Annotated in this window: 20 protein-coding genes; 17 read left to right on the top strand and 3 right to left on the bottom strand. The window is 60.4% G+C overall.

The features are described from left to right. Window positions 1-229: 229 nt before the first annotated feature. The 4 genes from BN1119_RS04070 (at window position 230) to BN1119_RS04055 (ending at window position 4501) form a co-directional block, all read left to right on the top strand. Window positions 230-2212: a putative bifunctional diguanylate cyclase/phosphodiesterase gene (locus BN1119_RS04070; RefSeq protein WP_041994304.1), complete on the top strand. Its 1983-nt coding sequence runs from the start codon at window positions 230-232 to the stop codon at window positions 2210-2212. 59 nt (window positions 2213-2271) lie between these two features. Next, window positions 2272-2997, top strand: a complete 726-nt coding sequence (gene nfsA, locus BN1119_RS04065) for an oxygen-insensitive NADPH nitroreductase (protein WP_041994301.1) — start codon at window positions 2272-2274, stop codon at window positions 2995-2997. A 174-nt stretch (window positions 2998-3171) separates the two neighbouring features. Next, the gene (locus tag BN1119_RS04060) at window positions 3172-3939 is read left to right on the top strand and encodes a hypothetical protein (protein WP_041994298.1); all 768 of its coding nucleotides are present in this window, start codon (window positions 3172-3174) and stop codon (window positions 3937-3939) included. Between the two features lies 1 nt (window position 3940). Continuing rightward, window positions 3941-4501, top strand: a complete 561-nt coding sequence (locus BN1119_RS04055) for a VOC family protein (RefSeq protein WP_041994295.1) — start codon at window positions 3941-3943, stop codon at window positions 4499-4501. Window positions 4502-4526: 25 nt separating this feature from the next. Here BN1119_RS04055 and BN1119_RS04050 read toward each other — a convergent pair whose 3' ends face one another. Further along, window positions 4527-5729 (bottom strand): MFS transporter, encoded by a 1203-nt coding sequence (locus tag BN1119_RS04050; RefSeq protein WP_041994292.1) that lies wholly within the window; start codon window positions 5727-5729, stop codon window positions 4527-4529. A gap of 88 nt (window positions 5730-5817) precedes the next feature. On the opposite strand from BN1119_RS04050, the gene BN1119_RS04045 reads away from it, so the two are divergent. Then, window positions 5818-6714, top strand: coding sequence for a LysR family transcriptional regulator (locus BN1119_RS04045; protein ID WP_041994289.1), 897 nt, complete (start codon window positions 5818-5820; stop codon window positions 6712-6714). A 51-nt stretch (window positions 6715-6765) separates the two neighbouring features. Then, entirely contained in the window at window positions 6766-7740 is a 975-nt protein-coding gene (gene cysB, locus BN1119_RS04040; protein ID WP_041994286.1) for an HTH-type transcriptional regulator CysB, read from the top strand. Between the two features lie 114 nt (window positions 7741-7854). Here cysB and ribA read toward each other — a convergent pair whose 3' ends face one another. Further along, entirely contained in the window at window positions 7855-8448 is a 594-nt protein-coding gene (gene ribA, locus BN1119_RS04035) for a GTP cyclohydrolase II (RefSeq protein ID WP_041994283.1), read from the bottom strand. Window positions 8449-8701: 253 nt separating this feature from the next. On the opposite strand from ribA, the gene cmk reads away from it, so the two are divergent. The 6 genes from cmk to pyrF all read left to right on the top strand — a co-directional run bounded on the left by cmk (window position 8702) and on the right by pyrF (window position 13882). Further along, window positions 8702-9394, top strand: a complete 693-nt coding sequence (gene cmk, locus BN1119_RS04030) for a (d)CMP kinase (protein WP_041994280.1) — start codon at window positions 8702-8704, stop codon at window positions 9392-9394. 93 nt (window positions 9395-9487) lie between these two features. Next, the gene (rpsA, locus tag BN1119_RS04025) at window positions 9488-11158 is read left to right on the top strand and encodes a 30S ribosomal protein S1 (protein WP_041994277.1); all 1671 of its coding nucleotides are present in this window, start codon (window positions 9488-9490) and stop codon (window positions 11156-11158) included. 92 nt (window positions 11159-11250) lie between these two features. Next, window positions 11251-11535 carry an integration host factor subunit beta gene (ihfB, locus tag BN1119_RS04020; RefSeq protein WP_041994274.1) on the top strand — a complete coding sequence of 95 codons (285 nt, stop codon included), beginning with the start codon at window positions 11251-11253 and terminating at the stop codon, window positions 11533-11535. 157 nt (window positions 11536-11692) lie between these two features. Continuing rightward, the gene (locus tag BN1119_RS04015; RefSeq protein WP_041994271.1) at window positions 11693-11989 is read left to right on the top strand and encodes a LapA family protein; all 297 of its coding nucleotides are present in this window, start codon (window positions 11693-11695) and stop codon (window positions 11987-11989) included. A gap of 9 nt (window positions 11990-11998) precedes the next feature. Beyond that, window positions 11999-13165: a lipopolysaccharide assembly protein LapB gene (gene lapB, locus BN1119_RS04010; RefSeq protein ID WP_041994268.1), complete on the top strand. Its 1167-nt coding sequence runs from the start codon at window positions 11999-12001 to the stop codon at window positions 13163-13165. Window positions 13166-13180: 15 nt separating this feature from the next. Then, on the top strand, window positions 13181-13882 hold the full coding sequence (pyrF, locus tag BN1119_RS04005; protein ID WP_041994265.1) for an orotidine-5'-phosphate decarboxylase: 702 nt from the start codon (window positions 13181-13183) through the stop codon (window positions 13880-13882). Here pyrF and rrtA read toward each other — a convergent pair. Next, a complete protein-coding gene (gene rrtA / locus BN1119_RS04000) occupies window positions 13857-14435 on the bottom strand; it encodes a rhombosortase (protein WP_084205274.1) in 579 nt (192 codons plus the stop codon). The genes pyrF and rrtA overlap by 26 nt on opposite strands. On the opposite strand from rrtA, the gene BN1119_RS03995 reads away from it, so the two are divergent. From BN1119_RS03995 to BN1119_RS03975, 5 genes are read left to right on the top strand one after another with little or no spacing between them, the layout of a single operon-like run. Continuing rightward, window positions 14434-15057 (top strand): tRNA-uridine aminocarboxypropyltransferase, encoded by a 624-nt coding sequence (locus BN1119_RS03995; RefSeq protein ID WP_041994519.1) that lies wholly within the window; start codon window positions 14434-14436, stop codon window positions 15055-15057. The two genes, rrtA and BN1119_RS03995, sit on opposite strands and share 2 nt — an antisense overlap. 13 nt (window positions 15058-15070) lie before the next feature. Beyond that, complete coding sequence (gene queC, locus BN1119_RS03990) at window positions 15071-15760, top strand: 7-cyano-7-deazaguanine synthase QueC (RefSeq protein WP_041994259.1); 690 nt, start codon at window positions 15071-15073, stop codon at window positions 15758-15760. Window positions 15761-15811: 51 nt separating this feature from the next. Then, on the top strand, window positions 15812-16483 hold the full coding sequence (gene queE, locus BN1119_RS03985) for a 7-carboxy-7-deazaguanine synthase QueE (RefSeq protein WP_041994516.1): 672 nt from the start codon (window positions 15812-15814) through the stop codon (window positions 16481-16483). Then, complete coding sequence (locus BN1119_RS03980) at window positions 16484-16714, top strand: DUF3820 family protein (protein WP_041994256.1); 231 nt, start codon at window positions 16484-16486, stop codon at window positions 16712-16714. Then, window positions 16711-17271, top strand: a complete 561-nt coding sequence (locus tag BN1119_RS03975; protein WP_041994252.1) for a cob(I)yrinic acid a,c-diamide adenosyltransferase — start codon at window positions 16711-16713, stop codon at window positions 17269-17271. The genes BN1119_RS03980 and BN1119_RS03975 overlap by 4 nt, the downstream gene beginning before the upstream one ends. The last annotated feature ends 18 nt before the right edge of the window (window positions 17272-17289 follow it).

Genomic DNA, 17289 nt, shown 5'->3' with positions numbered 1-17289 from the left:
TATAGAAATCATGGCAATGGTTATTATTGAGCCAAGCAATACTAGAGTGAGTCCGTTTCTTCTGACCATGGGCTGTACGTGAAGTGTTTGCATATGAGGATGACCTTGCCGCTCTTCCTGTTCTTTCAGTCTAAGCCCCATATCAAGATGTGTTGCAGTCAGGCAGATATGGTGTGGATGGCGCTCGTTCCTCACACTCAAGGAACATGCTGATGAATTGCCATAACAGATGAACACACTCGACGAATGCACCCTCGACAACTTCGAAGTGCTGCACACGCCTATCTGGATCTATGACATCCTCCATCATCGCATCTTCTGGGCCAATGAGGCCGCACTCGCCCTCTGGGAGGCGGATTCCCTCACCGAGCTCAAGGGGCGCGACTTCGGGGCCGACATGGCTGATGCCATCAGTCTGCTGCTTCAGCGCTACCTTGGCGACTTCCAGCAGGGGCGCAGCTACAACGAATGGTGGAGCCTCTCCCCCAAGGGGGTGAAGAAGCAGGTCTATCTTCGCCTGTCCGGGGTACAGCTGGCCGGTCGTCTGATGATGATGACGGAGGCGGTGATCGATGCCGACAGCCTGCATCAGCAATCTTCCCTCGCCACCGGGGATACCCTGGCCTGCCTGTTTGATGACAGCGGTCTGCTGGTCAGTGGCAACCACCACTTCGAATCCTGTTTCGGTACGGGGATCGTCACCCTGGCTCAGATCTTCTCCGGCAACGATGACGCCTTCTTTCAGCGGCTCTCCCGGCTTGACGAGGTGGTGACCGAGGGGGAGTGTCTGACCCGCAAAGGGATGCGCTGGTTTCAGTATCAGTTCCGCCATATCCAGCAGGGGGAGCGGATCCTGCTCACCATGCGGGACATCACGGATCGCAAGCTCGAGGAGCTGGAGCATCGCCACCTCGCCTGGCACGACTCCCTCACCGGCCTGCTCAACCGCTATGGCCTGATGAAGTCGCTCGAGGCCTATTGTGGCATGGGGGGGCGTTTCGCCCTGGTGTTCATGGACCTGGACAATTTCAAGCTGGTCAATGACAACTATGGCCACAAGGCCGGGGATCGCCTGCTGGAGCGGGTGGCCGGTCGCCTCAAGCAGGTCTGCCCCCGGGACGTGGAGCTGGCCCGCCTCGGCGGCGACGAATTTACCGCCCTGGTGCCCCTGAACCACGGCAGCGTGCGGGCCGAGGAGGTCGCCGACCTCATGCTTTCCCAGATGAGCAAGCCGCTGCAGCTGAGCGGCCTGCCCGAGGTGACCATAGGGGGCAGCATAGGCATCGCCGTCTACCCGGACGATGCCGATGACGGGGACAACCTCATCACCCGCGCCGACATGGCCATGTACCAGGCCAAGCAGATGGGGCGCCTGCGCTGGCAGCGCTTCACCCCCAGCATGCAGCAGAATCTGCACCGCAAGCTGACCCTCAAGCAGTTTCTGGCCAAGGCCATCGGTCGCCAGGAGCTCAGCCTTTGCTATCAGCCCCAGGTCGATGCCGCAAGCCGGCAGCTGCTGGGGTTCGAGGCGCTGATCCGCTGGCACAATCCTGTGCTTGGGCAGGTCTCGCCGGGGGAGTTCATCCCCCTGGCCGAGGAGATGGGTCTCATCCGCGAGATAGGGGGCTGGGTGCTGGACACGGCCCTGGCCCAGATGGCCCTGTGGCAGCGCCAGTTCGCGGTCAAGGTGCCGGTCTCGGTCAACCTGTCCGGCTTTCAGCTTACCCCCTCCCTGCCAGAACAGGTCGCCGCCTCCCTCAGGGAGCACGGGGTGGAGCCTCATCTGCTGACCCTGGAGCTGACGGAGACGGTGCTGATGCTCGACATGAACGGCTGCATCGGCATCCTGGATCGCCTGAGCGAGCAGGGGATCAAGATCGCCATCGACGACTTCGGTACCGGCTACTCTTCCCTGGCCTACCTCAACCGGCTGCCCATCGACACCATCAAGCTGGATCGCTCCTTCGTGGTGGGACTCAATCTGCCGGTGATCCGCGCCACGGTCGCCATGGCGACGGGGCTTGGCCTCGGCATCATGGCGGAGGGGGTCGAGGAGGAGCATGAGCTGGTGGCGCTGCGGGCCCAGGGATGCCACGTGTTTCAGGGCTTCCTGTTCGGCAGGCCGATGACGGTGGCCGAGATAGAGGAGAACCCTTTCACCCTCTACAGCCAGGTGGGGGAGTTCACGCTCCCGCGTCACGGATCCCCTTAGCCGGGTCTTGGGGCCCGCCGCGTTTTTGGGGTAGAGTGGCCTGCTCATCAGGAGGCAGCATGAACCAGACCATAGATCTCATTCTTTCCCACCGCTCCATTCGCCAGTTCACACACGATCCCATCGAGCCCCAGCAGCTCGACCTCATCTTGCAGGCCGCCCAGGCGGCGGCCAGCTCCAGCTTCCTGCAGGCCAACAGCATCATGCGGGTCACGGATCCCCTGATCCGCCAGCAACTCGCAGAGCTGGCGGGGCCCCAGCCCTATGTGGCGCAGGCCGCCGAGTTTCTGGTGTTCTGCGCCGACTTCCATCGCCACCTGCAGATAGTGCCGGCGGCGCACACCGGGTTCGTCGAGCAGCTGCTGATAGGGGCCATCGATGGCGCCCTGATGGCACAGAATGCCCTGCTGGCGGCCCAGTCCCTCGGCCTTGGCGGCGTCTATATCGGTGGCATTCGCAACCACCCCGCCGAGGTGGTGGCCCTGCTCGGCCTGCCCAGGCACGTGATCCCCCTGTTTGGTCTGTGCCTGGGCCACCCGAGCCAGCAACCCGAGCAGAAGCCGCGTCTGCCCCAGGCCATGGTGGTTCACGAGAATCGCTACCCCGAGCGGCTCGACGAGGCGCTGCTGGCCGATTACGATCGCCAGATCCAGGACTATTACCAGGCCCGCAGCAGCAACAACAAGCTGCAAACCTGGAGCAGCCAGATAGCGGGGACCCTCGGCAAGGAGGCGCGTCCCTTCATGGATGCCTTCCTGCAATCCCAGGGATTCAATCTGAAGTGAGGGGAGGCCGACCCAGGCGGTCGGCCCGATTCAAGAAATGGCGATGGCGGGCGATATGATAGGGTCTGTCCCCTGGGTGACGACGTGATGAGAGTGTGAGCCCTGCAGGCTATCCCCCGGTGGTAAGCTGCTGTAGGATCAGGATATTGGATAGGGAAGGAACGGATAAAGCCTATGATTTTAACACTGATATTGCTGTCTATCGGCGCGCTCCTGTTTCTGGTGATCGCCTACAACGTGGTGCAGCAATATAAGCAGAAGGCGGAAGCCGACAAGCGCCAGGCCATCGCCAAGCACAAGTCCATCGCCGATGAGACGGAGGAGATGCTGCTCAACGTCAACCTGGTCCCCTTCTCCAAGAACCTGGTGCTCTTGCTGCAACACAGGATCCTGGATGCCTATCGCGCCATCGCCCAGGTGATGCCGGGCAATGGCCAGATCCGGCAGCGGATCCAGGATGTGCAGACTCAGATCAAGAATGTGCAGGACAACTACAGCCCCCACGACGAGGGGCACTTCAAGACCCCGGAGTCCGATCGCCAGGCGATCCAGATGCTGCAGCTGGTCAAGAAGATGCGCGCCGTGCTGCGGGTCGAGCACAACAAGGGCAAGATAGATCCGCAGGGGTTCGCCCAGGAGGATCGCCGCCTCGAGTTGATGCAGCTCAAGATCAACATCGCCAACCTGCTCAAGCGGGCCATGGATGCCCAGATCCAGGGGCAGTACGGTACCTGTCGCCAGCTGTTTACCAAGGGACTGGCGGCGGTGGGCAACATCAGTGACAAGGATGCCTACCTGCTGGCCCGGGAAGAGGAGATGCGTCAGGGGCTCAAATCCCTGGACGAGCACCTGGCCCAGCAGAGCGAATCCGAGCTGCAAAACATCAAGGACAAGGAGACCGACGAACTCGACGTCCTGTTCCAACCCAAGAAGAAGTGGTGATATGACCCATCCTCTGGACGACACACTGGGGCCCATGGCCCCTTTTGCCATTGGCCTGCTCGATGAGCTCGCTGCCCTGGACATCCCTCTGGCGCGGCCCGAGATCGATCACCTCTGCTACCGGGCCGCAAGCGTGGATGAATATCTGACCCTGCGAGGCATCCTGGCCGAGGCGGGCTGCCTGCTGGTGGAGGGCATGATAGGGGGCCGCCCCATCGCCACTTATCGCTTTGCCCAGCCCCTCTGCTTTGCCTGGCGGGGCGAGCCGCTCAGCGTGCCCTGCATCGAGCTGGCGGCCCCCAAGCCGGGACGCAGCCACAAGGCGGGGCTTGAGCATATCGAGCTGGTGGTGGCCGATCTGGCGGCCCTGGTGGCGGCGCACCCCGCCCTCCCGTTCAAGACGGGCAACATGGCGAGCCTTCGCAACCCGGATGTGGCCCTGATGCTGGCATCGGGTCAGGTGAAGTTTCATCTGCTCCCCCTGTCTGCCGTCATCGAGGAGGAGCTGGCCACCGACGCTGTGGTGCCCGTGCCGGCCGATTATTTCTCGCGCCAATCTTGAATCCGGGCCCCTGACAGGGGCCCGTTCATATGGTCAGCGGCTGCTGGCGATGGGCCTTCTGGCGCGCCAGCCAGAGGGAGAGGGCAGCCGTGACCAGCAGTACCAGCTCGATCCCCAGCACCATGCCCGCCAGCTGCCCCTCTACCCAGAAGGGGTGCAGATAGAATCCCCCCAGGCTCGCCCCTAGGTAATAGGCCACCAGATAGAGGGACGAGGCCAGTGCCCTGTCGTGGGTCACGTGCTGGCCGACCCAGGCACTGGCGCAGGCATGGGCGAGGAAGAAGCCGAAGCTGGACACCAGCAGCCCCGCCAGGATGGCGGCCAGGTTCCCCCCCAGTAGCAGAAGGGCCCCCAGGGCCATCAAGGCGATCCCCACGAGCAGCAGCCGCTCAGCCCCCAGATGCTGGGCGCAGCGCCCGCTGATGGAGGAGGCGAGGGTGCCCGACAGATAGGTCAGAAACAGCATGCCGAGCCATTGGGGCGGCAGGGAGAAGGGCTCGGCCGAGAGCAGGAAAGTGAGGTAGCTGAACTGGTTGAGAAACACCATGAAGTTGAGGCCGCCGATGAGGTAGGCCCCCACCAGCAGGGGATTGCGCAGATGGCTTCCCAGTGCCTGCCTGAGCTGGCCCGGGCTCGCCTGGCTGGGGGTGAAGTTGCGCTGGGTCGGCAGCAGCCAGACCACCAGGGGCAGGAGCAGCAGGCTGATGAGGCCTATGCCGAGGAAGGTGGCATGCCAGCTGTCGAACCAGCCGGCCAGCAGACCACCCAGCACCCGGCCAGCGATCCCCCCCAGAGAGTTGGCGGCGATATAGATGCCCACTGCCGAGATGAGGGCGCGGCGCGTGAACTCCTCCCCCATGTAGGCGATGGCGGTGGCGGGCAGGCCCGCCAGCAGCATGCCCTGCAGGATGCGCAGGGCCAGCAGGGAACCGAATTGTTCGACCCCGCTCGCGACCAGAGAGAGCAGTATGGCGCCGGTCAGGGTCCACAACATGACCCGGCGGCGGCCGAAGCGATCGGCCAGCCTGGCGCAGATCAGCAAGGCGAAGGCGAGCCCCGCGGTGCAGCCCGCCAGGGTCCAGCCGGAGTGGAGGGAACTGATGGCGAACTCATTCGCCAGCATGGGTAGCAGGGGATGGCTCTGGTAGAGATTCAAAAAGACCAGAAATGAGCCCAGGCTCAGGGCCAGGGTGGCACGTAGCCAGGGGCGACTTCCTACTTCGATCATGGGATGCTCCAGGGTTTTCCCTAGGGTAGTGGGCCCATACCCATAAATATAATATATTTAAGTTATCCAACTCATAACTGGGATTGATATGGACCTAAAGCAACTCGGCTATCTGCTGGCGGTGCGGGACACAGGCTCCTTCACCCGGGCCGCCCAGCAGCTCCATGTGGCCCAGCCCGCGGTCAGCATGGCCATCGCCAAGCTGGAGCAGGGGCTGGCGCTGCGCCTGTTCGATCGCCAGGACAAGTCGGTGCGTCTCACTCCGGAGGGGGAGGTGCTCTGTCGCCATGCCGAGCGACTGTTGTTGCAGATGCACCAGGCGGAGGCGGAGATGGCCGAGCTCAAGGGATTGGAGCGGGGGGAAGTGCGGATCGGGATCCCCTACATGATGGGCTCTTACTACTTCCCCCCCATACTGATGGCGTTCAAGCACAGGTATCCGGGGCTGAAGATACGGGTCGAGGAGGCGGGCACCCGGGAGCTGCTCAGTCGCATGGTGGCGGGAGAGCTGGACTTGGCCATCCTGATCACCAGTGACCTGCCCCCCGCCCTGGAAGGGGGTCAGCTGCTGCGCGAAGAGATGCTGATGGTGGTGGGGGAGGAGCATCCCCTCTACGGGGCGAAGCGGGTCACCCTGGCCGAGTATTTTCGCCAGGAGCTGGCGGTGTTTCGCCGCGGTTTCTATCACAGGGAACACATGGAGACCTTGGCCCAGGGGCTCGGCATCGAGCCCTCCATCGCCTTCGAGAGCAATCTCATCCCGCTGCTCAAGGCAGTGGTACGTCAGGGGTTTGCGGTCAGCACCTTCCTGCGCATGGTGGTCGAAGAAGACAAGGCCTTGGCGGGGATCCCGTTCGACCCGCCCATTTTTCTCGATCTGTGCGTCGCCTGGCGCCGTGGCGATCCCCTCTCCTTGGCCAATCGGGCATTGCGGGATTTCCTGCTGGCGCAGCCCATGGCAGAAACGGCAAGAAGCGAGGGCTAATAACTAAAAGTTTGTTAGTATTAGTTGAAGTCGTCTTTAGAGCCTAACACCATGAAACTCCAACAATTGCGTTATATCGTGGAAGTTGCCAACCACAGATTGAACGTGTCGGCGACGGCGGAGAGCCTGTATACCTCTCAACCCGGGATCAGCAAACAGGTTCGCATGCTCGAAGATGAGCTGGGAATTCAGATATTTGAGCGCAGTGGCAAGCATCTGACCCAGATCACCCCGGCCGGGCGCGACGTGATCAAGATAGCCAACGAGATCCTCGGCAAGGTGGAGGGCATCAAGTCGGTGGCGAGCCAGCATACTCATCCGGAGCAGGGAACCCTGCACATTGCCACCACCCACACCCAGGCCCGTTATGCCCTGCCCGAGGTGATCAAGGGGTTCATCAAGCGCTTTCCCAAGGTCTCCCTGCACATGCACCAGGGCACACCGACCCAGATCAGCGAGGCCGTGGTCAAGGGGATGGCGGATTTCGCCATTGCCACCGAGGCGCTGCACCTCTATGAAGATCTCATCATGCTGCCTTGCTATCACTGGAACCGCAGCGTGATCGTGCCGCGGGGTCACCCGCTGACCCAGGTCAGCAAGCTCTCCATCGCCGACATTGCCCACTTCCCCCTGGTCACCTATGTGTTCGGTTTTACCGGTCGCTCCGAGCTCGATACCGCCTTCAATCGCGCCGGTTTCGAGCCCAACATCGTCTTCACCGCCACGGATGCGGATGTGATCAAGACCTATGTGCGCCTTGGCGTCGGCATCGGCGTGATGGCCACCATGGCGCTGGACAAGCAGACCGACACGGATCTGGTGGCGCTGGACGCCAGTCATCTGTTCGCCCACAGCACCACCAAGATAGGGTTTCGCAAGGGCTCGTTCCTGCGAACCTACATGTATGACTTCATGACCCGTTTTGCCCCGCATCTGACGAGGGATGTGGTGGAAAAAGCCATCGCCATGCGCTCGAGCGACGACGTGGACGCCATGTTTGCCGACATAGAGCTGCCGATCCGCTGAGGAAGCGGGACTCCGCCGCCATGGCATGCGGGGGACGGTACCGACACGCAACCCCGTACATCCACAACGAAAAACGCCTCCCGATGGGAGGCGTTTTTCATGGGCGCAACCGACTCATTTCTTCAGCATATGGTCGAGCTTGCTCGCCTTGGTGGAGAGATAGAACTCGTTGTGGGGGTTGCGCCCTTCCTGCAGGGGTACCCGCTCGGCCACCGGGATGCCGAAACTCTCCATCGCCTTGACCTTGCGCGGGTTGTTGGTCATCAGGCGCAGGCTCTTGATGTCGAGCGCCTTGAGCATGTCGGCGCAGATGGTGTAATCGCGCATGTCGGCGGCAAAGCCCAGCGCCACGTTGGCCTCGACGGTGTCGGCGCCCTGATCCTGCAGGTGATAGGCCCGGATCTTGTTGAGCAGGCCTATTCCGCGCCCCTCTTGACGGACATACAGCAAGACGCCGCGCCCGGCGGCGGCGATGTGCTGCAGGGCGGCCTGCAGTTGGAAACCACAGTCGCAACGCAAGCTGAACAGGGCATCGCCGGTGAGACACTCGGAATGAATGCGGCCGAGGACGGGCTCATCCCCGCTGACATCGCCCATGACCAGGGCTGCGTGGTCTTTCCCCGTGCCAACTTCCTGAAAACCGACCAAGGTAAAGGTGCCCCAGGGGGTCGGCAACTGGGACTTGGCCACGAGAGTAATGCTACTCATGGGGGTACTCCTTAACGACAAGGACTCGAAAAAAGGGGGCCAGTTTAGCGCGCCTCGGCCTCTGCGACCATCAGAACCCGTCATGCTCGGCGCCATGGTGGGCGGGGGGCTGTACGCAAAAGAACCACTCACGACGGCTTTTGTACGGAACTGTGCGGTGACGACTGCCAGGCTTGGCACATTTGGGTATACTCTGCGGCCATTACCTCATCCCATCGGGATGATGCGCAACATCAAGTGCAGGAGATATTTTATGCCCCATATGGCCCCCGTGATGACAATTGATGGCCCGAGTGGTGCCGGTAAAGGCACCTTGTGCCAGCTGCTGGCCGCAGAGCTGGGTTGGCACCTGCTCGATTCCGGCGCCATCTACCGGGTGCTGGCCCTGGCTGCGTTGCACCATGATGTGGAGCTCGATTCCGAAGCGGCCCTGGTGCCCCTGGCCGCCAATCTGGATGTGCAGTTCCAGGTCGACAGCGAACAGGTCAAGGTGGTGCTTGAAGGGGAAGATGTCTCCCGTACCATCCGCTCCCAGGATGTGAGCGATGCCGCCAGCAAGGTCGCCGTCTTCCCCCGTGTGCGCGAGGCCCTGCTGCGCCGTCAGCGCGCGTTTCGCCAGACCCCGGGTCTCATCGCCGATGGCCGCGACATGGGCACAGTGGTTTTCCCCGATGCCGAGATCAAAATTTTCCTTGACGCCAGCGCCGAGGAGCGGGCACAGCGCCGCTATAAGCAGTTGCAAGATAAGGGCTTTGATGTTAACTTTGAGCGTCTTTTGACCGAGATCCAGGAGCGTGACGATCGCGATCGCAATCGTGCCGTTGCCCCCTTGAAACCGGCCGAAGATGCCCTGGTGGTGGACTCCACCGCGCTGACCATAGATGAAGTGCTGGCAACGGTACTATCCTATGCGAAGCAACAACTCAATGGTGTTGGCTCGCGCTGACATCGGTCGTCTGCGCCAAGGATGGAGCAGATTATTTCAAACAGCCCCGCTGGTGCCGGATTGCTAGTGGATGTTTCATTTGTGACACAAACAATGATCGAATCTTTTGCTCAACTCTTTGAAGAGTCCCTGAACTCCGTTGAAACCCGTCAAGGTTCCATCGTCAAGGGTACCGTCGTTGCCATCGAGAACGGTTTCGTTCTGGTTGACGCCGGCCTGAAATCCGAGTCTGCCATTCCTGCCGAAGAATTCAAGAACGCCCTGGGCGAGCTGGAAATCAACGTAGGTGACACTGTCGACGTAGCTCTGGACTCTATCGAAGATGGTTTCGGCGAAACCAAGCTGTCCCGCGAAAAAGCCAAGCGCCACGAAGCCTGGCTGCAGCTTGAAAAGGCTTACGAAGAGCAAGCTACCGTTATCGGTATCATCAACGGCAAGGTCAAGGGTGGTTTCACCGTTGAACTGAATGGCATCCGTGCCTTCCTGCCGGGTTCTCTGGTTGACGTGCGTCCGATCCGTGACACCGCTCACCTGGAAAACAAAGAACTCGAATTCAAGGTCATCAAGCTGGACCAGAAGCGCAACAACGTTGTTGTTTCCCGTCGCGCCGTGATCGAGACCGAGAACACCTCCGAGCGTGAAAGCCTGCTGGCTAACCTGCAAGAAGGTCAAGAAGTTAAGGGTATCGTCAAGAACCTGACCGACTACGGTGCATTCGTAGATCTGGGCGGTGTTGACGGCCTGCTGCACATCACCGACATGGCGTGGAAGCGTGTCAAGCATCCTTCCGAAATCGTCAACGTTGGCGACGAGATCTCCGTCAAGGTACTGAAGTTCGACCGCGAGCGTACCCGTGTATCCCTGGGTCTGAAGCAGCTGGGCGAAGATCCCTGGGTTGCTATCGCCAAGCGTTACCCGGAGACCACCCGTCTGTCTGGCCGCGTGACCAACCTGACCGACTACGGCTGCTTCGTTGAAATCGAAGAAGGCGTTGAAGGCCTGGTACACGTTTCCGAGATGGATTGGACCAACAAGAACATCCACCCGTCCAAAGTTGTCAACGTTGGCGACCTGGTAGATGTCATGGTCCTGGACATCGACGAAGAGCGTCGTCGTATCTCCCTGGGTCTGAAGCAGTGCAAATCCAACCCGTGGCAGCTGTTTGCCGAAACTCACGCCAAAGGCGACCGTGTTTCCGGCAAGATCAAGTCCATCACCGACTTCGGTATCTTCATCGGTCTGGATGGCGGCATCGACGGCCTGGTTCACCTGTCTGACATCTCCTGGAACAACCAGGGCGAAGAAGCCGTGCGTGAATTCAAGAAAGGCGACGAGATCGAAGCCGTTGTTCTGCAAGTGGATCCGGAGCGTGAGCGCATCTCCCTGGGCGTCAAGCAGATCGAAGAAGACCCGTTCAACAAGTACCTGTCTGACAACAAGAAAGGTGCTATCGTGAAGGGTAAGGTTACCGAGGTTGATGCCAAAGGTGCCGTGATCGAACTGGCTGACGGTGTTGAAGGCTACCTGCGTGCCTCCGATGCTGCCCGTGACCGCGTAGAAGACGCCACTCTGGTGCTGTCTGTTGGTGACGAAGTTGAAGCCAAGTTCATGGGCGTTGATCGTAAGAACCGCACCGTAAGCCTGTCTGTCCGTGCCAAGGACGAAGCTGACGAGCGTGTTGCTATCGATTCTCTGAACCAGCAAGAAGAAGTTGTGTTCAGCAATGCCATGGCTGAAGCGTTCAAAGCCGCCAAGGGTGAGTAATCCTTGATGCAAGAAAAGGGCGGCTTCACGCCGCCCTTTTTTATCCTGGCAAAATGAATATTGCATGTGATCGGGGAAGGAGATTTAACCTTATGACCAAATCAGATCTCATCGAACAATTGGCTGCGAGCCGCATGCATATGCCGGCCAAGGATGTTGAGGCCGCCATCAAGGAGATCCTTGAGCAGATGGCATCGACTCTGCAAAACGGCGATCGGATTGAAATTCGCGGTTTTGGCAGCTTTTCTCTGCACTATCGCGCACCCCGCGTAGGCCGTAATCCCAAGACTGGCGATAAAGTGGAGCTGACGGGCAAATATGTGCCGCACTTCAAACCAGGCAAGGAATTGCGAGAGCGTGTCAATCTCGCTGAATAATGCAGAAAACGGCATACCTGAGTATGCCTTTTTTGTTTTTGCTCGCCCTATTGCATCAATTAGCCTGTTTCTGAAAGTCTTTTCCCTTTCTCTCTAGAGTCTGTGGCTGATTTTAAGGATAATCACTGGGTCTCTTCGATACTGACAGGAAGATCCCATGAAGCGTGTCTTGGCTCTTATCCCTCTGGTACTGGTCTTTATCTTCACCCTGGCCCTCGGATCACAAAATGGTCAGCTGGTGCAATTCAACTATTTGATTGCCCAAGGCGAGTTCTCGCTCTCCCTGCTGCTGGGTCTCTTCTTCGGTACGGGTTTCCTCCTCGGCTGGCTGGTATTCGGCCTGCTCTATCTGCGGATCAAGCTGCAAAATCGTACACTGAATCGCACCGTGCGCCGGCAATCCCGCCAGCTGGAATTGGCCACAGCATCGGACAAGGAGTCCGGTAAGGAATAACGTTCCTCCATGCTTGAACTGCTTTTCCTGCTGTTGCCCATCGCCGCTGGTTATGGCTGGTACATGGGGCGCAGGAGTGTTCGCCAGGACACCCAGAAACAGAGCAATCAGTTTTCCCGCCAGTACGTGGCGGGGCTCAACTATTTGCTCTCCGACGAGTCTGATAAGGCCGTCGATCTCTTCATCCAGCTGCTCGAAGTTGACAGCGATACGATTGAAACTCACCTCTCCCTCGGCAATCTGTTTCGCCAGCGTGGCGAAGTCGACCGTGCCATCAAGATCCATCAGAATCTGGTCAGCCGTGAGCTGACCCGAGAGCAACGCCAGCTGGCCCTGCAGGAGCTGGCGCGGGATTTTCTGGCGGCCGGTCTGCTCGATCGGGCCGAGGCCATTTGGGTCGAGCTCTGCGAAGATGCGGATTTCGAGGAGACGGCGCTGACCCAGTTGCTGATCATTCATCAACAGCTGCGTGATTGGCAGCAAGCCATCCTGGTGGCTCAGCGCCTGCAAAAATTCCCCGGCAAGAAGCTGGCCGAGCCCATCTCACACTTTCACTGCGAGCTGGCCGAGTTGGCCCTGATGGACGGCAACGAGGCAGAGGCCCTGACTCGCCTCAAGAAGGCGCTGGGGGTCAATCCCAGCTGTGCCCGTGCGTCCTTGCGTCTGGCAACCCTGGCGATGGCACAAGGGGAGTATCTGCAAGCGAGCCGTGAGCTGCTGCGGGTATTCGAACAGGATATCGATTTTGCCTCCGAGGCCATGCCGCTGCTGGACCAGTGCTATCAAGCGCTGGGTCGCAGCCAGGAGCTGATCCCGCTGCTTGAGAAGGCGGTGGAGGGGAATGCGGGGGTGAGTGTGACCCTGGCGCTGGCCAGGCTGGTGGAGGAGCGCGACGGTCTGAGCCAGGCCAGAACCCTGGTGTTGCGCCAGCTGCGTCGCCACCCCTCGATGAAGGGGTTCTACCAGCTGGTGGGCTTCCAGCTCGCCAGTGCCGAGCCTGGCCCGGCCAAGGAGAGCCTGGAGCTGCTGCAGCAGCTGGTTGGTGAACAGATCAAGATAAAATCCACCCACAAGTGTCGTCAGTGCGGCTTTGCCACGCACTCTCTGTTCTGGCAATGCCCCTCCTGTCGACAGTGGGGATCCATCAAGCCGATCCGTGGTCTGGACGGTGAATAACCTATAGGAAGAGAGATGTTAGATCCCAAAGTCTTGGTCGCGCTCGATTACCAGCGTGAAGCCGATGCCCTGGCCTTCGTGGACCGGGTCTCCCCCTCCCAGTGCCGCCTCAAGGTCGGGAAGGAGATGTTCACCCTGTTTGGTCCCCAGTTCGTGCGCCAGCTGGTGGCCAAGGGCTTCGATGTCTTCCTGGATCTGAAATTCCACGACATCCCCAATACGGTTGCCAAGGCGGTGGCGGCGAGTGCCGAGCTGGGGGTCTGGATGGTAAACGTGCATGCCAGTGGCGGTGAGCGGATGATGCGGGCCGCCAGGGAGGCGCTGCTGCCTTATGGTGACAAGGCGCCGCTGCTCATCGGGGTGACAGTGCTGACCAGCATGGAGCAAGGGGATCTGTCCGGGATCGGCCTGGATATCAGCCCGGCCGAGCAGGTGCTGCGTCTGGCCCGACTGACCAAGGATGCCGGACTTGACGGTGTGGTCTGCTCCGCCAACGAGGCGAGCGAGCTCAAGGGGGCGCTGGGGGAGGCTTTCTTGCTGGTGACCCCGGGGATCCGCCCGACCGGCGCCGCCCAGGGCGATCAGCGCCGGGTCATGACTCCGAGCGAAGCGGTGGCGGCGGGAGCCGATTACCTGGTCATTGGTCGTCCGATCACCCAGGCGACCGATCCGGCCCTGACCCTTGGCGAAATCAACGACGAACTCGCCAACCGCTGATGACAACGGTGAGCAGGCCGAGCACCAGGCCTGCTCCCGCCCCAATCAGGTGCGATCCCGTGTGAACCCTGGCTCCGATCAGCATGGCGGCCGGGCTGTCTCCCCCCGTGTAGTGATCCAGCCACAACTTGATGGCAATCCCCAGCAACATGAGCCAGCCGGAATGGCGGCGGTGGCGGATATCCGCCATGGCGCCCCAGACGAAGAGACCGTGCAGCACGCCGGAGAGACCCATGTACCACTGGGTGTGCGGATAGTAGTACCAGATGCCGAGGCCGACTGCGATGGCGAGCAGTGCCAGCAGGAGCGGGAAGCCCCAATCCTGCAGGTAATCGCAGAACAGGGCGTAGAGTACCAGCAGGCCCGAGAGATTGAGCAGCAGGTGCCACAGATTGGTGTGAGCCAGATTGCCTGTTATGATGCGCCACCCTTCTCCCTGGTCAATCAGGACCCGGTTGAAGGAGATGAGGTCATTTGGCACTGTGAAGAAGAGGATCAGGCAGGCGAGTGAGAGCGTGATAAGCCAGAATAGCCCGGATGTGACTGACGACATGAAACAACCCAACGATCAAGACAGTCGCTACTGTACACGCTGTACCCGCGCCCTCAAAGCCTGTCTATGTGAATATATTCACCCCGTTATCAATCGGGTGCCCCTGCTCATCTTGCAACATCCAGGCGAAGTGGGTCATCCCAAGGGAACGGCGGCCCTGCTGGCAGCCAGCCTGGCCCATGTCGAGATCCGGGTCGGGGAGGACTTTCGCGAAGACGCCGTACTGGCCCGCTGGCTGGCACAGCGGCGCTGCTATCTGCTTTGGCCAGATGAGCAGGCACAGTCGCTCGCCAGCCTGCGCGCCAGTCTGCCCGATGATGCAGAGGCGCCGCCCTGCTTCGTGCTGCTCGACGGCACCTGGCGCAAGGCCTACAAGATGCTGCGCCTCAATCCGGCGCTCGCCGCCCTGCCAAGGCTCTCCCTCGCCACGGCCGAGGGGCAGTACCTCATCCGCAAGAAGCCCTTCTCCACGGCGCTCTCGACCCTGGAGGCGGGCTATCATCTGTTATCGCAATGGGAGGGCGACGCCGTCAGATACGCCCCCTTGCTGAGCCTCTTCCATCGTCTCAACGAGCAGTGGCTCTCCTATTCGACGCGCACGCCAGAGTCGCGGCGCCCCTAAGAGGATCTATCCAGTGAGAAAAGCAGTTGTCGTGTTCAGTGGCGGCCAGGACAGCACCACCTGTCTGGTGCAGGCCCAGGCCCAATATGATGAGGTGCACGCCATCACCTTCGATTATGGTCAGCGTCATCTGGCCGAAATCGCGACGGCCCGGGCCCTCGCCACGCAATTGGGGGTGGCGGCCCACAAGGTGATGGATGTCACCCTGTTGGGGGAGCTGGCGGTGTCGGCCCTGACCCGGGATCATATTCCGGTCAGTACCGAGCTGCAGGACAATGGCCTGCCCAACACCTTCGTGCCGGGGCGCAACATACTGTTTCTGACCCTGGCGGCCATCTATGCCTATCAGGTCGGGGCCGAGGCGGTGATCACCGGGGTGTGCGAGACCGATTTTTCCGGCTATCCCGATTGCCGCGACGAGTTCGTCAAGGCGCTCAATCATGCGGTGGCCCTCGGGCTGGATCGCGGGCTGCGCTTTGAGACGCCCTTGATGTGGCTCGACAAGGCCGAGACCTGGGCGCTGGCCGACGAGTTCGGTCAGCTGGCACTGGTGCGCGAGCAGACCCTCACCTGTTACAACGGCCTGATCGGTGACGGTTGCGGCACCTGCCCCGCCTGTATCCTGCGTCGCCGCGGGCTGGAGCAGTATCTGACCGATCGGGTGGGCGTTCGTCAGCGCCTCGAGCACAAACGGGGGCGTTGAGCCCCTCTCACCCCGAACGGGGTCACAGCCATTGGTAACCGTCGTTTTATGATGCACTACCCGATAAACGAGATTTTTCAAACCATCCAGGGGGAGGGGGTCTTCACCGGCCTGCCCGCCATCTTCGTGCGGCTGCAAGGCTGCCCGGTTGGCTGTCCCTGGTGCGATACACGTCACACCTGGGTGGTCGATCCGGCGCGAGAGGTGCCCATCAGCCAGGTACTCAATTGTTCTAATGAGTCCGATGGTTGGAGTGGAATGAGCAGTGCCCAGATAGTGGCCAGCTTTGCCGAGCTTGGCTACAAGGCCAGACACGTGGTGATCACGGGAGGGGAGCCCTGTCTTTATGATCTCACCGAGCTGAGCGAGACCCTGCATCAGGCCGGATATCAGCTCCAGATCGAGACCAGCGGCACCAGCGAGGTGCTGACCCATCCGGCCACCTGGGTGACCGTTTCGCCCAAGATCGGCATGCAGGGTGGCCTGAGTGTCTTGCCTGGCGCCCTGGCACGGGCCAACGAAATCAAGCATCCTGTGGCCATGATGCGCCATGTGGAGGAGCTGGACGCCTTGCTGGCCAGTGCCAGCTTGCGGGAAGATGTGGTCATTGCCCTGCAACCCATCAGCCAGAAACCCAGGGCAACCGAGCTGGCCATGGCGGTCTGCATCGAGCGTAATTGGCGCCTCTCTATTCAGACTCATAAATATCTGGATATCGATTAAATGACCCCCCTGGCCGACGAGCAGATATTGCTGACCCTTGCCAATTCCATGCCCTACGGGAAATATCGTGGCAGGCGGATCATCGATTTACCCGAGCCCTATCTGGTATGGATGGCCAGGAGCGGGTTCCCGGCCGGTTCACTGGGCCAATCCCTGGCATTGGCCTATGAAATCAAATTAAATGGGCTCGAAACCATGATAGTGCCCATCATCGACAGGATATCAGGATGAGAATATATACCCGGCAAGGGGACAAGGGGATGACCCGTCTGGCTGACGCGACCCGCATCGCCAAAAATCATCAGCGCGTGGCCAGTTATGGCGATATAGATGAATTAAATTCTCATATAGGTCTGCTCGCTGCAAAAATAGCCGATTCACATCCTGAACTATTAGCCGATCTGACCCTTATTCAGCAGGAGTTATTTGATCTTGGGGGAGAACTGGCATTTTCGAGCGAGGCGCAGTCGAGCGCTATTTGGCAAGTCAATGAGGGCTGGACCGCGCGGCTGGAATCCCAGATAGACCATTACAGTGCGCAGTTGCCTCCCTTGCGCCAGTTTATTTTACCCGGCGGCTCGGAGGCGGCGGCCCAGGCTCATGTGGTGCGAACCCTCACCCGCCGCTGCGAGCGGCAATTGCTGACCTTGAGCGAACAGGAGCAGATAAACCCTGCCGTCATCCCATATGTCAACCGGCTCAGTGACTGGTTCTTTACCCTGGCACGCTTCGTGCTGCGCCAGGAGGGCAGGGCCGAAGTGTGCTGGGTCAAGGCTGCGGACAGGTAATAGGGTAGGGATATGTTG

This window comes from Aeromonas bivalvium (genome assembly GCF_000819765.1).
In the GTDB taxonomy this organism is placed as follows: domain Bacteria; phylum Pseudomonadota; class Gammaproteobacteria; order Enterobacterales; family Aeromonadaceae; genus Aeromonas; species Aeromonas bivalvium.
The sequence above is the reverse complement of the archived record's forward strand: the minus strand, read 5'-3'. Positions and strand labels throughout refer to the sequence as shown.